This window comes from Streptomyces bauhiniae (assembly GCF_004784475.1).
Taxonomy (GTDB): Bacteria; Actinomycetota; Actinomycetes; order Streptomycetales; family Streptomycetaceae; genus Streptomyces; species Streptomyces seoulensis.
Window position 1 is genome coordinate 392,510 of sequence record NZ_SRRT01000002.1, and the last position, 17,582, is coordinate 410,091.

16 protein-coding genes and 1 pseudogene are annotated in these 17,582 nt (G+C 70.7%); 4 read left to right on the forward strand and 13 right to left on the reverse strand.

The genetic code is table 11. The features are described 5' to 3' along the window. Positions 1-56: 56 nt before the first annotated feature. Complete coding sequence (locus E5083_RS07065; protein ID WP_425276700.1) at positions 57-554, reverse strand: (R)-mandelonitrile lyase; 498 nt, start codon at positions 552-554, stop codon at positions 57-59. Between the two features lie 126 nt (positions 555-680). On the opposite strand from E5083_RS07065, the gene E5083_RS07070 reads away from it, so the two are divergent. After that, positions 681-1,103, forward strand: coding sequence for a hypothetical protein (locus E5083_RS07070; RefSeq protein ID WP_135784732.1), 423 nt, complete (start codon positions 681-683; stop codon positions 1,101-1,103). 245 nt (positions 1,104-1,348) lie between these two features. Here the strand turns inward: E5083_RS07070 and E5083_RS07075 are convergent, their stop codons facing one another. After that, the gene (locus E5083_RS07075) at positions 1,349-2,116 is read right to left on the reverse strand and encodes a glucose 1-dehydrogenase (protein ID WP_135784733.1); all 768 of its coding nucleotides are present in this window, start codon (positions 2,114-2,116) and stop codon (positions 1,349-1,351) included. Positions 2,117-2,391: 275 nt separating this feature from the next. Between E5083_RS07075 and E5083_RS07080 the strand changes: the two genes are divergently transcribed. After that, positions 2,392-2,835 (forward strand): VOC family protein, encoded by a 444-nt coding sequence (locus tag E5083_RS07080; RefSeq protein WP_167513481.1) that lies wholly within the window; start codon positions 2,392-2,394, stop codon positions 2,833-2,835. Between the two features lie 20 nt (positions 2,836-2,855). On the opposite strand, the gene E5083_RS07085 is transcribed toward E5083_RS07080, so the two are convergent. Beyond that, positions 2,856-4,319, reverse strand: a complete 1,464-nt coding sequence (locus E5083_RS07085; protein WP_244317408.1) for a sigma-54-dependent Fis family transcriptional regulator — start codon at positions 4,317-4,319, stop codon at positions 2,856-2,858. Between the two features lie 267 nt (positions 4,320-4,586). Between E5083_RS07085 and E5083_RS07090 the strand changes: the two are divergent. Further along, positions 4,587-6,055, forward strand: a pseudogene (locus E5083_RS07090) (aldehyde dehydrogenase family protein). 10 nt (positions 6,056-6,065) lie between these two features. Here the strand turns inward: E5083_RS07090 and E5083_RS07095 are convergent. From E5083_RS07095 to E5083_RS07120, 6 genes are read right to left on the reverse strand one after another with little or no spacing between them, the layout of a single operon-like run. After that, entirely contained in the window at positions 6,066-6,485 is a 420-nt protein-coding gene (locus E5083_RS07095) for a MaoC/PaaZ C-terminal domain-containing protein (RefSeq protein ID WP_135784736.1), read from the reverse strand. Continuing rightward, positions 6,482-6,919 (reverse strand): FAS1-like dehydratase domain-containing protein, encoded by a 438-nt coding sequence (locus E5083_RS07100; protein ID WP_135784737.1) that lies wholly within the window; start codon positions 6,917-6,919, stop codon positions 6,482-6,484. The genes E5083_RS07095 and E5083_RS07100 overlap by 4 nt, the downstream gene beginning before the upstream one ends. Before the next feature lie 5 nt (positions 6,920-6,924). Continuing rightward, positions 6,925-8,112, reverse strand: a complete 1,188-nt coding sequence (locus E5083_RS07105; protein ID WP_135784738.1) for a CaiB/BaiF CoA transferase family protein — start codon at positions 8,110-8,112, stop codon at positions 6,925-6,927. Continuing rightward, complete coding sequence (locus E5083_RS07110; protein ID WP_135784739.1) at positions 8,100-9,191, reverse strand: CaiB/BaiF CoA transferase family protein; 1,092 nt, start codon at positions 9,189-9,191, stop codon at positions 8,100-8,102. The genes E5083_RS07105 and E5083_RS07110 overlap by 13 nt, the downstream gene beginning before the upstream one ends. Beyond that, positions 9,188-10,864, reverse strand: a complete 1,677-nt coding sequence (locus E5083_RS07115; protein WP_135784740.1) for an AMP-binding protein — start codon at positions 10,862-10,864, stop codon at positions 9,188-9,190. The genes E5083_RS07110 and E5083_RS07115 overlap by 4 nt, the downstream gene beginning before the upstream one ends. Beyond that, entirely contained in the window at positions 10,861-12,381 is a 1,521-nt protein-coding gene (locus tag E5083_RS07120; RefSeq protein ID WP_135784741.1) for a class I adenylate-forming enzyme family protein, read from the reverse strand. The genes E5083_RS07115 and E5083_RS07120 overlap by 4 nt, the downstream gene beginning before the upstream one ends. 560 nt (positions 12,382-12,941) lie before the next feature. On the opposite strand from E5083_RS07120, the gene E5083_RS07125 reads away from it, so the two are divergent. Beyond that, positions 12,942-13,547 carry an alpha/beta fold hydrolase gene (locus E5083_RS07125; protein WP_279632451.1) on the forward strand — a complete coding sequence of 202 codons (606 nt, stop codon included), beginning with the start codon at positions 12,942-12,944 and terminating at the stop codon, positions 13,545-13,547. A gap of 67 nt (positions 13,548-13,614) precedes the next feature. Here the strand turns inward: E5083_RS07125 and E5083_RS07130 are convergent, their stop codons facing one another. The 4 genes from E5083_RS07130 to E5083_RS07145 all read right to left on the reverse strand — a co-directional run bounded on the left by E5083_RS07130 (position 13,615) and on the right by E5083_RS07145 (position 17,573). Then, a complete protein-coding gene (locus E5083_RS07130) occupies positions 13,615-14,316 on the reverse strand; it encodes a nitroreductase (RefSeq protein ID WP_135784743.1) in 702 nt (233 codons plus the stop codon). A gap of 114 nt (positions 14,317-14,430) precedes the next feature. After that, entirely contained in the window at positions 14,431-15,507 is a 1,077-nt protein-coding gene (locus E5083_RS07135) for a zinc-dependent alcohol dehydrogenase family protein (RefSeq protein WP_244317409.1), read from the reverse strand. Then, a complete protein-coding gene (locus tag E5083_RS07140; protein ID WP_135784744.1) occupies positions 15,504-16,037 on the reverse strand; it encodes a cupin domain-containing protein in 534 nt (177 codons plus the stop codon). Before E5083_RS07140 ends, E5083_RS07135 begins: the two co-directional genes overlap by 4 nt. A 72-nt stretch (positions 16,038-16,109) precedes the next feature. After that, positions 16,110-17,573, reverse strand: coding sequence for an aldehyde dehydrogenase (locus E5083_RS07145; protein WP_135784745.1), 1,464 nt, complete (start codon positions 17,571-17,573; stop codon positions 16,110-16,112). Between the last annotated feature and the right edge of the window lie 9 nt (positions 17,574-17,582).

Below are 17,582 nucleotides of genomic sequence, written 5' to 3' on the forward strand. Positions count from 1 at the left end.
GGGCACGGTATGAGCGGTCTCCCGTCGAGGGCGACCGCTCATGCCGATGCCACGGCTCATGCCGATGCCACGGCCTCGTCGGCCGCCCGGTACACCTCTTCGGAAACAGGCTCGAGCCAGGTGGTGTCCGGAGCGTCCGCGTCACGGACGACCATCGCGACATGGCACATCACCTGGCCGGCCGTCGCTCCGTGCCAGTGCTCCTCGCCGGGAGGCGCGTACACCGTGTCGCCCGCGCGCACGCGGACCACCTCGCCGTCCCTGGTGCCGACCAGCCCGACCCCTTCGGTGACGTACAGCGTCTGCCCCAGTGCATGGGAGTGCCAGTTGGTGCGCGCACCCGGCATGAACCGGACGACTCCGGCGATCAGCGGTGACGGTTCGTCACGCCCGGAGATAGCGGTGGAATACATCTCCCCCACGAACCGGCTCTCGTGCCCCTTGGCGGCGGGCGCCACCGGCTTCAGCTCCATGAAAACTCCCGTTGGATCGGTGTCAGTCTCGAAGTCGATCAATACCGTCGAATATTCCGGCCGAAGGGAATATGCGGACATGGCGCACGTCACTCCATGAATAGTTCGCCCTTCACTTGTGCGGGCGTATGGTCTTTATTGCCAAGCAAAACAAGCCCCCGCGACAGAATTCCTGAAGAACGCGGGGTAGCAAGGAGTAAAAAGACCATGGCACTCAAGTTTGCGCGTCGGGCTGCGGTCGCAGTCGCCTCCGCGGCGGTCGCAACTGTCGCGCTCGTCGGCACCAGCGGCTCCGCGTCCGCGGCGACCATGTCGACCGACGCCCCCGCCCGCGTCCCGGCCGAGTCCGTCGGCCACGTCACCCACGACAAGGGCCGCGACTCGGACTACCGCCACAACCGCTACGACCGTGACGGCCTCGACAACTACCGTCACTTCTATGGCCACTACGACCGTTACGGCCGCTGGGTCTGGGACCGCTACGACCGCGACGACCGTCAGGTCCGTTGGGACCACTGGAACGACAATCGTTCGTCCCACCGGAGCCACCAGGACGCCGGCTACGACCAGAACCGTCAGCACCGTGACGGCGACGGCCGCTCCCAGAACTGGAACGGCGACCGCGGCTGAAGCACCACCGCCTCGCGACTGAAGAGGCACCGCGCATAAAAGCGCACCCCTGACGGGGCGGCATTCCCGGCCACTGTGAAGAAAAGTGGCGACCGGGTTCATGCCGCCCCGCCTTCCTGTTCCGGGGGGCCCAGTTTTATACCTGGCTCGGCTCTTTTCCGGGGGGTACAAAAATGTACCCCTTTCGAGGAAAAGAAGGCGCGAGATCCCCGCCGGGCGTCTGAAGGAATTCGCGTCCCGCAGATTCAGCGGGCCAGCCAGCCGCCCTCGACCGCGAGGCAGTGCCCCGTGACGAACGAGGCCGCGTCGGAGCTGAGCCACAGGACCGCGTTCGCTATCTCCTCCGGCCGGCCCAGGCGCCCGATGGGCTCCAGGGCGACCATGGCGGCCCGCCCCTCCTCGGTTCCTCCGCTGAAGGTCGCGGCCATGGGGGTGTCGATGGCGCCGGGAAGCACGGCGTTGACCCGGATGCCTCGCGTGGCGTAGTCGAGGGCCGCCTTCTTCGTCAGGCCGACGACCGCGTGTTTGGTCGCGGTGTAGGCGGTGAGGCCGAGCGAAGCGATCTCGCTGGCCACGGAGCCCGTGTTGACGATCGCGCCTCCACCGGTCGCCAGCATCGCCGCCGCTTCGTACTTCATGCAGGAGAACATCCCGGTCAGATTCACCGCGACGACGCGGTGCCAGGCATCGAGGTCCTGCTCGTCCACGGCCTGGGGCGCGTCGAAGGTCGCGGCGTTGTTGAACGCGATGTCGAGCCGGCCGAACACCTCGACGGTGGCCGCGACCGCGCGTTCCACCTGGCCGGCGTCCGAGACGTCGGTGACCACGGCGTGGGACGTGCCGCCGCTCGCGGCGATCAGCGCCGTCGTGTCGTCGAGACCCGCCGCGTCGATGTCGAGCAGGACGACCCCCGCTCCCGACCGGGCGAAGGCCACCGCCGCCGCCCGTCCGATACCGGAGCCGGCCCCGGTGACCAGCGCGACTTTCCCCGTGTAGTCGTACGTGACTGTCATGTGCTGACATCCCTTCGGGCACGGGCCGTTCCGTTGACGCAAGATCGTATATCATGTATCAACGCTGAGAGTCAGCTCTGCGGACGCGGTTCCAGCCCTCTTTTTCCCGCCGGGACATCCGGTGTCCAGCTTCCTGGACACTTCCGCGCACGGGTCTTCCTCGCAGGTGTCCCCGGTGGGTGGACTGGCGCGACGGGCCACGGACGTGGCCGGGGTCCACGGTCGGCCGACAGCACGCCCGCGGACTCTCCGCTGCTCGGACGGAGATGTACCTGATGAACGGACGCTTCTACGGCTGCAAGGTCGTGGTGAGCGACCTCGATCGTTCTCTCGCGTTCTACGCGGGCGTGTTCGGCCTGCGGGAAGTCGCGCGGTTCAACTTCACCGACCCGGACATCACCGAGGTGCTCCTGGAGGACGAGACCGGAGGACGCCGCGTCATCCTCATGAACAGCGAGGTCCTGCCCGTCCCCTCGTGCCCCGGATGGTCGCCGCTCGTCCTGGAGGTCGACGACGTCCAGGCCGCACGGGAGGAGCTGGCGGCGGCCGGCTTCGAGGTGGCGTTCGAGCCGGTCGGCCTGGGACCGCTCAGCATCTTCATGGCCGCCGACCCGGACGGGTACCTCATCGAGATCTTCGCCGGCGAGATGGTCATCGACAACCTCCCCACGGATCAGAAGATCCCGCACCCCGTCCCGCACATCCACGCCGCGAAGTAGCGGGCGCCGGTTCCGCCGGCTCAGTGGATGTGCAGCGCGTGCATCCGGTTGTACAGCGTGGACCGGCTCATCCCGAGGGCGCGTGCCGCCTGACGCTTGTTGCTCCCGGCGGCCTTGATGGCCTCGACGATGATCTCCCGTTCCGCCTGCCGGAAGGGTGACGTCGGCGCCGGTGCCTCGCGGTAGGAGGCGGGCAGGTCCGAGGGGATGATGTCACCGGCTGAACGGGTCCTGGCGACGGCCTGGACGACGCGGCGCAGCTCGGCCAGGTTTCCCGGCCAGGGCTGCGCCGCCAGCACGCGCGAGCTGTCGACCGTGAGCCGCCGGGGTCCGGTGCCGCTCGTCTCGGCGAGCATGCGCTGGGCCAGTCCGGGGATGTCGTGCCTGCGCCGGCGCAGGGGCACCAGATCGTGGCGGGCGCCGCACAGGGCCACCAGCGGGGCGTGGGCTCCGTCCAGGTGATCGCCCGGCGTGACGGTCAGCACCGTCTCACGCCGGACACCACGCAGGCATCTGGCAAGGAGCGACGTCAGCCGCTCGGAGAGCAGTTGGACGTTCTCGACGACCACCGCGGGCCCCTCGGCCTCGAGGAGCTCCACCAGGCTCGCGGCCCACGCCCGCTCGCCCTGCCGGACGACGTCCGTCGCGTCGAGAACGACCGCCCCCGGTCCCACGGCCCGCCGCGCCTCGGTCGTCCGGCCGCTGCCCGGTTCACCGACGACGAGCAGCGGCCGTCCCTCCGCGGGGCCGGGGCCGCGGGTGCCGCGACGGCCCTCCTGCTCCGGGAGGATGTCGACGAGCGCACCCTCCACCCCGTCGACCGGCGCGCACCTCAGCCGGACCGTCCGGCCGGAGGCCAGGGTCAGCCGGTGGGTCGCCTCGCCCCCGCCGCGCATCCCCTCGGCGCACGCCTGCACGGCCGCGTGATCGGCGGGTTCCAGAAGGTCCAGCGCGGAGGGCGTGGCCAGCACGAGCCCGTGCCCGACCACCAGCACCGGGCGCCGGGGAGAGCGCGCCGCCGTCTGGAACGCCGCCAGCAACTTCCGCTGGGCGCCGGACGCGTCGAGCTGGAGGCGGTCCTCGATGTCCCGTACGACTCGGCGCACCAGCGGCGAGAAGAGGCGGTGCTCGTCCCCCGCGCGGCCGCCGATGTTCACCACGCCTTCGAGCCGACGGGTGAGGGGGTGGACGATCGGATGCCCGTAGCAGGCGAAGTCGTGGAACGCGGCCAGGAAGTGCTCGTCCCCGCGCACGAACAGGCCCTGCCGGGTCTCCGCCGGGGTACCGATGGCGTTCCTGCCCACCTCGTCCTCGCCGAACCGGACACCCGGCACGATGCCGAGGTCGCCGAGCGCCCTGTCCGAGCAGCGGATGTCGACGATCCGTGCGCTGCGGTCGGCGAGGACGAAGGCGAAGGGCGTGTCGTCGAGTTCGGCCCTCACCCGCTCCATCACCGGACCGGCCGCGCGCGTCAGACCGCCCACTCCCGCGACGGTCCCCTGCCGGAGTCCCGGACTGCCGTCCTGACGCAAGCCGTTCAGCCGCGACCTGGCCCACGAGGACTCGATCTCGGGCCGTGCCGGTCCGGCGTGAGTCTCCCGGGAGGTTCTGGACAACGCGAGCCACCTCTTCTCGCCGGACACATCGGCCGGTCCCGCTCGATGTCGCATGCCATGAAATCTGTTGGAAACATTATATAACATCTGCGCTTTCGCGGACCGGTCGCTCAGCGACGGAGCCACGCGCTCGCGGTGTCCAATTTCCTGGCCGCTCAAGGGTGTTGTCGCCTCATAACGTCGGTCGGAAGCCGCCGAAGCGGTTCGGCGGCACACGCGGACGCGGCCGTCGCGGCGGCGAAGCGGTCGTTCGATGAAGGGACATGGCGCGACACGCCACCGGTGGAGCGGGCCGCGGTCCTGGACCGGGTCCTGGTCACGCTGGCGAGCCGGATGGACGAACTCGCCGAACTCGGCTCCCGCGAATGCGGCTTCCCGCTGCGGCTGTCCCGGGCGATCAGCGTCGGCTTCCCGCTCATGCACATCCAGCACTTCGCCGACCTGACCCGCGCCTACCAGTGGGAGCGGCCGGGCCCGGTGAGCGGCCAGGTCCTCAACGCCCAGCTCGTGCGCCGGGAGCCCATCGGGGTCTGCCTGGGCATCGTGCCGTGGAACTTCCCCCTGGTCCTGGGCGCCTGGAAGGCGATCCCGGCGCTCGCGGCCGGCAACAGCGTGGTCATCAAGGTCGACGAGAAGACCCCGACGGCCCAGCTCGAACTCGCCGTGATGCTGCGGGACGCGGGCCTGCCCGACGGTGTCTACAACGTCGTCACCGGAGACGGCGAGACCGTCGGGTCCCACCTGGTCGCCCACCCGGACGTGCGCAAGGTGTCCTTCACCGGCTCCACCGAGGTCGGCCGGGAGGTCATGCGCACCGCCGCGGACACCATCAAGAAGGTCACCCTCGAACTCGGCGGCAAGGGACCCAACATCGTCCTCGACGACGCCGACCTGGACGCGGCCGTCGACGGCTCCCTCTACGCCTTCCTGCTGCACGCCGGCCAGGCGTGCGAGTCCGGCACCCGGCTGCTGCTGCCCACCTCGCTGCACGACGAGTTCGTCGAGCGGCTCATCGCCCGCCTGAAGACGCTGAAGATCGGCAACCCGCTGGACCCCGCCACCGACATCGGCCCCGTGATGAGCGCCGTCCAGCGCGACCGCGTCCTCGGCTACATCGAGCGCGGCAAGAGGAGGGCGCCACCCTCGCCCACGGCGGCACCAGCCCCGGCGGACCCGGTTTCGAGAAGGGCTTCTGGGTCGAGCCGACCGTCTTCACCGACGTCACCAACGACATGTGCATCGCCCGCGAGGAGATCTTCGGCCCGGTCCTGTCCGTGCTGCGCTACGACTCCCTCGACGAGGCCGTCAAGATCGCCAACGACACCGAGTACGGGCTGTCCGCCGGTGTCTGGAGCCAGGACGTCCAGCGCGCGCTCGACGTCGCCCGCCGGCTCCAGGCGGGCAGCGTGTGGATCAACGACTGGCACAACATCTCGGAACACATGCCGTTCGGCGGCTACAAGCAGAGCGGCAACGGCCGGGAACTCGGCCCCGACGCGCTCGACGAGTTCACCGAGGAGAAGGCCATCACGATCGACCTGACCGGCCACGTCTCCCGGCGCGCGTACGGACTCGTCCTCGGCACTCCCCCCGCCACCGCCTGACCGCTGCCCTTCATCCGTTCCGGGCCCGGGGCACCACGCACATCGCCCGGCCCTCCACGGCCACGTCACCGTTCTGCCGGGTGCAACGCAGCTCCAGGTCGACCTCCAGACCTTCGTCGCCGCGCCGCCACGCGGCCACTTCGCCCGTGCACGTCAGCACGTCCCCCGGCCAGACCCGCTCCTTGAACCGCAGGCGGAAGTGCCGCACGTTCTCGGCGCCGAACCACCCAGCCACCCACGCGCCCAGTACGCCGCCCTGGTACATGCCGACCGAGAACGGGCCGGGATGCCCGGCCCGCCGGGCGAACTCCTCGTCGTGGTGGACCGGTTGCATGTCCCCGGACGCGCCCTGGTACCTCACGAAGTCGGTACGGGTCACCGGCCCGACGACCAGGGGGTCCGGGCGCACGGGAATGTCCCGCGCGTTCACGCGTGCCCCTCTCCCAGTTCCACGGACGTCTTGCGGGACTCGGCGACCAACCGGCCCCGCCCGTCCCGGAATTCGGTGACGGCGACCATGAAGGTCATGTCACCGCCCCGGCGTCCGGACTTGCGGAAGACCTCCTCGATCCTCGTCACGCAGGTCAGGCGGCTTCCGGCGCGAGGAGGCGGGCCGAAGAAGACGAACTCCTGCTCCGCGTGCAGTCCCCGGCTCACGTCCAGCCCCGACATGGCGAGAGGGTCGGCCGACCCGTCGTGCCAGAGGTCCTGGGTGCACAGGAAGGTCGGGAGGACGCAGGGCGTGTCGTCGGGCGAGGCCATGGGACCGGGCGCTGCGACCGCCCGGTGGAACTCGCGGACTTTGCCGAGTTCCACGAGCATCGTGAACGGGGGGCTGGTCATTCCGACGGCGTCGGCGTCCATAGCTGTCACACTCCTTGGTCCAGCTCGGCGAAGTCGGGGCAGTTCAGCGTGCCGGGCGGACGGCGCAGGCAGGGGGCGACGATGCTCGGCAGGGTGCCGACCTCGTCGTCCCCGCAACGGACCCGGTCGGCGGAGTCGGTGTCGATGAGTCCGGCCTGTTCGGCCTCCCCGAAGTGGGACACCACCGTCGCCTTGACGCCCGTGGCGGCGAACACGTCCCGCCAGTGGGTGACCGGATGCCGGAGGAAGACGTCGGTCAACAGCCCGACCGCGTCACGGCCGTTGCTGTCCCCGGTGGCGTCCGGGGTCAGCCCCAGCACGGTGACGAGCCGTTCCCATGAGCGATCGTGCAGGGCGTACACCGCGACGAACCGGCCCTCGGCGGTGGGATAGAGGTGATAGCGCGCACTGCCGCCGCCCAGGAAGTCCTCGCGCGGGTCGGGCCATGAGCCGTGTGCCTGGCGCCGCACGAAATGCCGGTAGCCGAGGGCCTGGAGGTTGTGCGTCATGGAGATCTCCAGCGCGCTCCCCCGCCCGGTGCGTTCTCGCCGGTGCAGGGCCAGCAGGATGTTGATCAGCGCGGGGTAGGTGCCGCCGGCGATGTCGGCCACGCTCGTGGCGGGCAGTACCGGGACGCCCGCCGGGGACAGGGCGGCGCCGAGGAGCCCCGAGTCCGCCATGAACGCCAGGTCGTACCCGGCTCGTTCGGCGTGCGGGCCGGACGAGCCGTATCCGGTGATCGCGCAGTGGACGAGCCCGGGGTTCGTCCGGCTCAGCTGGGCGTGGCCGAGTCCCCGGCGTTCGGCGGCACCCGGGCGCTCCTGGACGATCACCACGTCGGCGGCCGAGGCGAGCCGGAGGACCGAGGCCCGGTCCCCGGGGTCGGCCATGTCGGCGGCGAGGACGCGCTTGCCGCGGTTGAGCATCGCGTACATCGCGCCGACCCGCCCCGGCCCCAGCAGCGGTTCGAGGGACCGCAGCGGATCACCGGAGCCCGGGGGTTCGATGCGTACGACGTCGGCGCCCGCCTCGGCGAGGACCAGCGAGGCGAACGGGCCGGGGAGGAACGCGGAGAAGTCGAGCACGCGTATCCCGTGCAGCGGCGCCCCGGTGTCCGCGCCACCGGGTGACGGGCCGGGCCACCTTCCCGCCGCCAGGGGACGGTCTCCCTTGTGCCCGGTCAGCTCTGCCATGCCTCGACCGCCTCCGCCAGGGTCGCCGTCCGGGAGACCGGTGGGGTGGGCGCGCCGGTGCCGGACGCGGACGCGAAGCGGGGCGCGCCGGTCGCGACCAGGCCCTCGGGGCCGTCCACGAGCGTGCGCCGCGCCTCGATATGCGGATGTGCCGCGGCCTCGGCGAAGGAGAGAACCGGTGTCACGCAGGCGTCGAGGTCGCGGAAGACCTCTTCCCATTGCTCGCGGGGATACCGGGCGAACGCGTCGGCGAACGACTTCGCCAGAGCCGGGCGGCCCTCGGGGTCGTCCTGCGCGGGGAGATCCGCCGCCGCGAGACCCAGTCCCGCGACCAGGTTCGCGTAGAACTTCGGCTCGATGGCGCCGACGGCCATGTGCCGGCCGTCGGCGCAGGCGTAGGTGCGGTAGTAGGGGCGTCCGCCGTCGAGCAGGTTGTCCTGCCGGCGGTCCGACCACTCCTGTCTTCCGCGCAGTTCGAGGATCGGCTGGAGGAGGGCGCAGGTGCCGTCGACGGTGGAGACGTCCACGACGTCGCCCCGTCCGGTGCGGGTCCGCCGCAGCAGTGCCGCGAGCACGCCGGTGACGACGAACATCGAGCCACCGCCGTAGTTGCCCACCAGGCTCAGCGGGGGCACCGGCTCGTCGGCCGTGCCGATGGCGTGCAGCGCGCCGGTCAGGGCGATGTAGTTGATGTCGTGCCCGCCGCGCCCGGACAGCGGCCCGTCCTGCCCCCACCCCGTCACCCGCGCGTACACGAGGCCCGGATTGAGCGCATGGCACTCCCGGGGCCCCAGCCCGAGGCGCTCGGCCACCCCCGGCCGGAAGCCCTCGATCAGCACGTCCGCCCGGCGGACGAGACCGGCCAGACCGGGGCGGGCACCCTCGTCCTTGAGGTCCGCGACGACGACGGTGCGCCCGCGCTGCACGTGCGCGTTTCCGGCGCGTTCGTGGGCGGCGGCGCCCGGCCGGACGACGCGTACGACGTCGGCCCCCATGTCCGCCAGTTGCATTCCGGCGTGCGGGGCCGGTCCCAGGCCGGCGAGTTCCAGGACCCGGACGCCTTCCAGGGGCCCGCTCATGCGCTCGTCCTCGCCCGCGGGTACCGCTGTCCGGCGGCCCCCGACGAGACCCGCCGCTCCGCGTCCTCGCGGAGCCGGTTCTTGAGGACCTTTCCGAGGTCGTTGCGGGGCAGGTCGTCCTCGATGAACTCGACGTACTGGGGGATCTTGTACCCGGCGAGCAGACCGGCACAGTGCTCCCGCACGGCGTCGGTGTCGAGCGGTACCTCCGCAGCCGGATCGCGGACGACGAAGGCGAAGACCGCCTCCATCGTCCGCCGGTCGGGCACCCCGACGACCGCGGCGGCCCTGATGCCGGGCAGCGTGGACAGCACCGCCTCGATCTCCGCCGGGGACACGCTGAACCCGTTCGGTTTGATCAGGTCCTTGAGACGCCCGAGGTACTCCAGGTAGCCGCCGGGCAGCAGCCGGCCGAGGTCGGCGCTGTGCAGCCAGCCGTCCTCGTCGATCAGCGCGGCGGTCGCCTCCGGGTCCTGGTGGTACCCCCGGGTGACGGCGGTGCCCCGCACCAGGACCTCTCCGGCCGCGCCTTCGGCGACCCTCTCACCGGTCACCGGATCGGCGATCTTGAGCTCCACTCCGGGCAGCGGTGTGCCGACGGTGCCCGTGCGGATCGCGACGGGATCGGCGACGGTCGTCATGGTGCTGACCCCGCCGGACTCGGTCATGCCCCAGCCGTTGTGGTACTCGGGGACGCCCAGTACCTCCCGGACGGCCTCCGCCATCTCGGGTGTCAGGATGCCGACGCCCGTGCGCAGCGAGCCGAGGTCGTGGTCCGGCCGCTCCGGCGCGTCGATGATGTCCTGGAACATCGAGCCCACGCCGTACATGGTCGTGCACCGCTCCCGCTCGATCAGGCGCATGCAGTCCGACGGCGAGAAGGAGTCCAGCAGTACGAACGTGCCGTGGTGGCTGAGGATCGCGATCAGCCCGTGGGCGCAACTGAACGCCGAGGCGAGCGGCAGCACGAACAGCATCCGGTCGTCCGGGGTCAGGCGCTGCCGCTCCCCGCTCAGGAAGTTGTTGGCGACGATGTTGCGATGGCTCAGCATCACCCCCTTGGAGCGCGATGTCGTCCCCGAGGTGAACAGGAGCAGGAACGTGTCGTCCGGGTCGGCGTCGGCCGTCGGTACGGGTTCACCGGCGTCGATCGACCGGCGGCCGCTCTCGACGACCTCGGAGAACGAGCGCGTCCCCCGCGCGCCTGCGTCGCCCACCACGACGACCTCGCGCAGGCTCGGCACGGCGACGCTCGACCACCGGCCGGGTCCGACCCGGTCGATCTCGGGGCAGAGCGAGCGGAGCGCGGCCAGGTAGTCGTGCCGCCGGAAGCCGTCCTGCATGACGACGGCCTTCGCCTGGGAGGCGTCGAGGACGTGCCGGCATTCGTCCACGGTGTAGCGGGGGTTCAGCGCGACCAGGACCGCGCCGAGCCGGGCCACCGCGAAGTAGGTGACGAGCCATTCCGTGCGGTTGACCATCCACACCGCGATCCGGTCGCCCCTGGTGAGGCCGAGTTGCCGCAGCCCCTCGGCGAACCGGTCGACCCGGGCGCCGAGTTCCTCGTAGCTGAGGCGCTCCGTCCCGCAGACCACCGCCTCACCGCGCGGCCGGGCGCGTACGGCGGACTCGAAGAGGTCGAGGACAGTGGCCTCGGCCCACGGCTTCATCATCTGTGCGCCCTCTCCGCGCGGCCCAGGAGCTCTCGCAGCCGGGCTTTGTGTGTCTTTCCGATGGCTGTCCGGGGCAGCTCCGGCAGCAGCCGGTACTCCTTGGGCGTCTTCAGCGGCCCGAGTCTCTCCCGGCAGTGCCCGTCGAGGTCGGCGACCTCCAGCGGGACTTCCTGTCTCGCCACGACGAAGGCCACGGCGACCTCTCCCCACCGCGGGTCGGGCCGGCCCACCACGGCGGCCTCGGCCACCGCCGGGTGCGTCACGAGCACGCGTTCCACCTCGGCGGCGGCGATGTTCTCGCCACCCGAGATGATCACGTCCTTGAAGCGTCCGGTGATGAACAGGTAGCCCTCGTCGTCGAGATAGCCTTCGTCGCCGGTCAGGAACAGCCCTTCGTGCCTGCTCGCCGCCGTCGCCGCCGGGTCCTGCCAGTACCCCTGGCTCAGCTTCGGCCCGCCGATGGCCACCTGGCCGCGCACGCCCGGCGCGACGGGCCGGCCCTCCGGATCGAGGACCCGTACGGTCGACTCCGCGACCGTGAGTCCCACGCTCGCCGGGCGCACCGACGCCTGCGAGCGTGGCAGCACGGTGTCCCCCGTGCTGGTCTCGGTCAGCCCGTAGACATTGGCGTACCAGGTGTTCGGGAAGACCGTCGCGATCCGCTCCATGAGTTCCACGGGGGTCGGCTCGCCGCCGCCGATCATCAGCCGGGGTCCCTCGTCGAGGACGAGGCCGTCCCGCCGGGCCGCTTCGAGCACCCGGCGGATCATCACCGGTGCGAGCCAGACATGGGTCACGCCGTCGTCGCGGAGGTGCTCCAGCACGCGGTCGGCGTCGAACCCGCGCAGCAGCCGGACGGAACCGCCCACGTACGCCGCGTTCGTCAGCGTCACGTCCAGGGCGGCGATGTGGAAGAGCGGTCCCGCGACCAGGCCGTGGTCCCGGTAGCTCAGGCCGAACTCGCGTGCCTGCGCGACGCACTTGACGAGGATGTTGCGGTTCGTCAGGGCGACGCCCCTGGGCCTGCTGGTCGTGCCGGAGGTGTACATGATCCGGCAGACGTCGTCGGGCCCCACCTCCACGGGTGCCGCGGGCGCGAGACGGTCGGTCCCGGACTCGGCGGCGGGCCGGAGCACGGCGACCCCGGGCGAATCCGGACGGTCTGCGACGGCTTGGCGGGCGAGCTCGCGGAACTCGGGTTCCACCACGAGCAGTCGGCTCCCGCTGTGCCCGACGGGGTACGCGATCTCGTCGGCGGACAGCCGGTGGTTCAGCGGAACCCCGACCGCGCCCAGGTGGTGGCAGGCCAGCAGGGCCTCGACCAGCGCGACACTGTTGCGGGCCAGCAGCGCGACGCGGGACCCCGGTTCGACGCCATGCTCGGCGAGCCAGGTGGCACGACGGGCCAGCCGGCCGGACATCTCCGCGTAGGTCGCTCCCTCCGTCTCGTCCCGCGCGAAGAGGGCGTCCGGTCTGCGCGCCGCGTGGTAGGCGACCATCTCGGACCAGCTGCGCATTACTCGTCCTCCCGACAGAGGGAACGGGCCAACTCGCAGGAAATATACGATCGTTCAGGCCGCAGCCGGGAGTCCTCGGGAGTCTTGAACTCCATAAATATTTAATATACGGTACAGCGGCTCAAGGGGCTCTTCCCTGTTCGACGAAGCACACGGATGAGGCCCCATGAATCACACCGAGAACATCCCGCGCTGATCGGCCCTGCGGCGCCCGTCGCCCTTTCCTACCGGAGCAGTTCCACACCCGGTACCGGTACTCGGCGTCGGCGGTCTCGTACAACCTGGGCACGGTCGTCGGCGGCAGCGTCTCGCCTCTGATCGCGCCCTCGATGACGGAGTCCTTCGGGGCGTCCGCCTTTAGGATCTACCTGTCCGCGCTGTGCCTCCTGGCGGCGGTCTGCACCTTCGGGCTCCGGCACGCGCGGCCGATCTTGAGCAGGTCGCCCGATCCCGACCTGGACCAAAGCGCATATATATAATGTCGGATCTGGCGATGACGGCCGGCGAATCAACCCACGGAGGCAGCGTGGCTGCGGAGGAACATCTCCATCACGAGCGATCTGTACGCCGTCGTGGACACGATCGGCCGGCCGCCCGTGGTGGTCGGCGCGTCCCTGGGCGGGCGGACCGCGCTCGTCGCGGAGGGCGAACGCCCCGGCACGACGGCCGGACTGGTTCTGGTCGACATCGCGCCCCGCGTCGACGCGGCCGGCCAGGCCAGGGTGCGCGCGTTCATGGCCGGCGCCCCGGACGGATTCTCCTCGCTGGAGGAGGTCGCGGAGGCGGTGAACGCCTACAGTCCCCGCCGCCGCGGCTCGGGCAACGTCGAAGGGCTCAGGAAGAACGTGCGGCAGCGCGCCGACGGCCGCTGGTACTGGCACTGGGACCCGCGGTTCCTCGAAGCCAGCACGGACGAGCAGAACTTCGCCGTCGACAGGCTGCTCCGGGCGGCCGGCAACGTGTCCGCTCCGACCATGCTGGTCCGCGGCAGCCGGTCGGACATGGTCACCGCCGAGGCGGCGAACGAACTGCTCCAACTCGTGCCCTCGGCGCGCCTGGTCGAGGTCGCGGCGGGGCACATGATCACCGGTGATGACAACGACGTGTTCACCTCCCGGCTCCGCGACTTCCTCGCCGAGCGGGTCCAGCGCGCCGACCGCGTCTGAGAACGCGTGACGGGCGGGAGCCCCGGGGTGTCCGGGTGCTCCCGCCCGCCTGTTCGACGCGGTCCGGTCAGTGGTCGACGACCACGACCGCGTCCTCGACCTCCGCACGGCTGGTGCGGAACTGGTTGACCGGATGCTCGGTGTCGGCGTAGCCGAAGGACACCGCGCACACGATCAGCCGGTCCTCGGGGATCTCGAAGAACTCACGCACGTGGTCCGCGTGCATCGCGATCGCCGCCTGCGGAATCGTGGCGACTCCCAGGGACGTGGCGGCGTTGATGAAGTTCGCGACATAACCGCCGCAGTCCACCGCCCCGTACACGCCCTGGTCCCGGTCGGTGGTGATCACGGCGACGTGCGGGGCGCCGAAGAACCTGAAGTTCCGCAGCCGCTGCGCCTCGCGGGCGTCCCAGTCCTCGCGCGTGATCCCCAGACTGGCGTACAACGCGTAACCCGCCCCGCGCCGACGATCCTTGTAGACGCCGTGGTAGCCCGCGGGCATGTCGAGGTCCGAGACCTGCTCATGGGTCTTCGCGTGCTCGGTCAGACTCCGGGCGAACCGCCCGGTCGCCTCGCCCTTCGTCAGATACACCTGCCACGGCTGGGTGTTGCACCACGACGCGGTGCGTTGTGCGATCCGGAGCATCTCGGCGATCACGTCGTCGGGCACCTGGCCGGGCTGATAGGCGCGGCAACTCCACCGGTCATCGAGCAGCCTCTTGAACCCGGCGGACACTGCCTGGACTTCAAGCGCTTCTGACGTGCTCACGAGACTCCTTCTGCACGCCGCCGTACGGCGGCCTGTCGGTACCGATCGGTTGTGGGGCGGGCGGACCAGGACGGCCGGTTCCGGGCGGCCGTCCTGATCCCGTGGACCGGCCGGTCAGAACTCGATGACGGCCTTGCCCCGCACCTGCTTGTCGAACTCCTTGTAGGCCGCGTCGGCGTCCTCGATGTTCCAGCGGTCGGAGAACAGCTGGTCCACGTCGATGCCGTGCTTGGCCACGAACCTGGCGCACTCGCCCAGTCCCACGTTGGAGAAGGTGTAGGAACCGATCAGCGAGATCTGCTTGATGATGATGTCCGGCGACACGTCCAGGGTGATGTCGCCGCCGAGACCGACCAGCGCCACCCGGCCCCACGGCCCGAGGGAGCGCGTCGCCGCGACCCGTGCCGTGGGGGCGCCGGAACACTCGACGGAGACGGTCGCCCCCCTGCCGCCGGTGATCTCCCTGATCGCGGCCACGGCGTCGGTCTCACCGGAGTCGATGACGTGGTGAGCGCCGAGTTCACCTGCCCGGGCGAGCCGGTCGGCGGCTATGTCGACCGCGATCACCTCGGCACCCATGGCCGAGGCGAACTGGATGGCCGACTGGCCGATCGGTCCGAGCCCGAACACGGACACGGTGTCCCGGGCGGTCACGTCCGCGCGCCTGAGCGCTCCGAACGCCGTACCGGTACCGCACGCGATGGCGGCGCCGGCCGAGAAGCTGATCTCCTCGGGCAGGCGGACGAGGGTCTCGGCGGGCGTGACCATGAAGTTCGCGTGACCGCCGTGGGCGGTGGCGCCGTAGATGGTGGCCCCCTGGGGGCACATCTGGCTCCACCCGGTGCGGCACAGGTCGCAGTGTCCGCATCCCTTGTAGTGGAAGACCATGACCCGGTCCCCGACCTTGAAGCTCCGGGGATCGACGCCCGGGCCGAGTTCGGCCACCACGCCGCAGGGCTCGTGCCCCGCGATGATCGCGGGGACCTCAGCCATGCCCCGCGAGGCGAAGTCCTTGAACCCGAGGGCCTTCAGCGCGGCCTCGGGCGGGTCGCGGTAGAACTTCAGGTCACTGCCGCACAGACCGGAGGCCTTGATCTCGACCACCACTTCACCGGGGCCGGGAGTCGGGTCCGGGAAGTCCCTGACCTCCAGCTCCCGGTTCCCCTTGAACACCACACCGCGCATCGTCATCGCTTGGCCGCCATCATCGTCGCCACGATCACCACGGGCTCGGTGGTCCGGTTGCTCCAGATGTGCTTGACGCCGCGCGTCACGAAGGTGTCACCCGGCTTCAGGAGGGTCTCCCCCGTCTCGGTGACGGCATGCAGCTCGCCGGATATGACCGTGACGACGTCGACCGTGTCGGTGAGGTGCCAGACCCCGCCGGCCTCACTGGTGTCACCGTCGTGGGAGTCGCCGCCACCGAAGGCGTCGAGCGACGCGGCGTAGTCGGCCGCGTCGAACTCGCTGTCCGGCGGGAAGCTGGCCAGCCGGACCACGAGGCCCTCGGGCGGCGGGGCGATGACCGCGTCCGTGCCGAGGGTGTTGGGCCCGTCGACACGCGCCGGAAGACTGTCGAACTGCCACACGTCCATGACCGTGAAGCCCGGCGCCGCCATCCGCGTCGGGGTCGGTCCGTCGGCGACGATCGCCGACCTGCCCTCGGCATCGAGGCCGGACACCACACGTCGCGCCTGAGCCTTCAGGTGCTCTCCGCTCACTTCCCACTCCTTTGTGGTTCGGTGCTCTTCAGACTGTCGTGCTGTTCGGTGCTGTCCTGCTGTGCGGCGATGTCACGCCGGGACATCGAACCCTTGCGGCAGACCGATGGACTTCAGCTCGACGTACGCGTCGAACCCCTCCAGCCCGGCCTCACGGCCGATGCCGCTCGACTTGAACCCCCCGATGGGGGCGTGGAATCCGACCGGGCTGCCGTTGACCTCGACAGTGCCGGTGCGGATGCGGCGCGCGAGCGCGACGCCACGTTCGGGGTCCGCGGTGAACACGGAACCGTTGAGGCCGTAGGACGAGTCGTTGGCGATCGCCACGGCCTGGTCCTCGTCGTCATAGGTGAGGACGGAGACGACCGGCCCGAAGATCTCCTCCTGGGCGATGGTCATCGACGGGGTGACACCGGCGAAGACCGTGGGCTCCACGAAGAATCCCTCGGCGAGGTCCGCGGGCCGCTCGCCGCCCAGCACGACCCGGGCGCCCTGTGCGCGTCCGGACTCGATGTAGCCCTCCACGCGTTCCCGCTGGCGGGCGCTGACGAGGGGGCCGATCTGGGTACCCGGGTCTTTGGGGTCGCCCACCGGCATCGAGGAGACGACGGACCGGAAGACGTCGAGGAACTCGGCCTCCCGCGACCGGGGCACCACGATGCGGGTCTTGAGGCTGCACACCTGGCCGCTGTTGCGGAACGACCCCACGCGCAGCGACTCGGCGGCGGCCGCGAGGTCGGCGTCGTCCAGGAGGACGGCGGCGGACTTCCCGCCCAGTTCCAGCGTGACCCGCTTCAGGTCGTTCCCGCACAGCGACGCGACCCGGCGGCCGGCCGCGGTGGAACCCGTGAAGGTGACCTTGTCGACACCGGGGTGGGTGACGAGGTGCTCGCTCGCCTCACGGTCCGCGGGGACGATGTTCACCACGCCGGCCGGAAGTCCCGCCTCCACGAGGAGCTCGCCGAGCAGATAGGCGTCGAGCGGGGTGTCCGGCGCGGGCTTGAGCACCATCGTGCAGCCGCTGAGCAGTGCCGGGGCCAGCTTGAGCATGGTGATGAGGAGGGGCGCGTTCCACGGGACGACCGCGGCGACGACCCCGACCGGCTCCCGCAGGACGAGCGCCCGCCCGGTCGCCGACTGCCGGACGTCGGTGAACGGATACCGCTGAGCGAGTTCCAGGAAGCTGTCCAGCAGCACCTTGGGGCTGGCGGCCTGCATGGAGCGCGAGAGCGTGATCGGACAGCCCATCTCGTCCGTCACGATGGAGGCGAAGTCCTCCGTCCGCTCTCCCAGCAGCTCGCTGAGCCGGCGCAGGACCCGCATGCGCTCCTGCAGGGTGGCGCGCGGCCATTCGCCTTGGTCGAAGGCCTGTCGCGCGGCGGCCACGGCGCGGTCCATGTCCTCGGCGGAACCCGCGGGCACGTTGGCGATCGGCTTCCCGGTGAAGGGGTTGATCACTTCGATGGTCTCGGCCGACTTCGGCCGGACCCACTCGCCCCCGATGAAGAACTGGGCGTAATTTCCTTGCCAGACCACAGTTTTGTC

Coding starts and splice junctions, on each gene's coding strand:
- E5083_RS07115 (WP_135784740.1), bottom strand. CDS start 10,864: ATGATGAAGCCGTGGGCCGAGGCCACTGTCCTCGACCTCTTCGAGTCC.
- E5083_RS07075 (WP_135784733.1), bottom strand. CDS start 2,116: ATGACAGTCACGTACGACTACACGGGGAAAGTCGCGCTGGTCACCGGG.
- E5083_RS07120 (WP_135784741.1), bottom strand. CDS start 12,381: ATGCGCAGCTGGTCCGAGATGGTCGCCTACCACGCGGCGCGCAGACCG.
- E5083_RS07070 (WP_135784732.1), top strand. CDS start 681: ATGGCACTCAAGTTTGCGCGTCGGGCTGCGGTCGCAGTCGCCTCCGCG.
- E5083_RS07135 (WP_244317409.1), bottom strand. CDS start 15,507: ATGACGATGCGCGGTGTGGTGTTCAAGGGGAACCGGGAGCTGGAGGTC.
- E5083_RS07100 (WP_135784737.1), bottom strand. CDS start 6,919: ATGGACGCCGACGCCGTCGGAATGACCAGCCCCCCGTTCACGATGCTC.
- E5083_RS07110 (WP_135784739.1), bottom strand. CDS start 9,191: ATGAGCGGGCCCCTGGAAGGCGTCCGGGTCCTGGAACTCGCCGGCCTG.
- E5083_RS07080 (WP_167513481.1), top strand. CDS start 2,392: ATGAACGGACGCTTCTACGGCTGCAAGGTCGTGGTGAGCGACCTCGAT.
- E5083_RS07105 (WP_135784738.1), bottom strand. CDS start 8,112: ATGGCAGAGCTGACCGGGCACAAGGGAGACCGTCCCCTGGCGGCGGGA.
- E5083_RS07065 (WP_425276700.1), bottom strand. CDS start 554: ATGTCCGCATATTCCCTTCGGCCGGAATATTCGACGGTATTGATCGAC.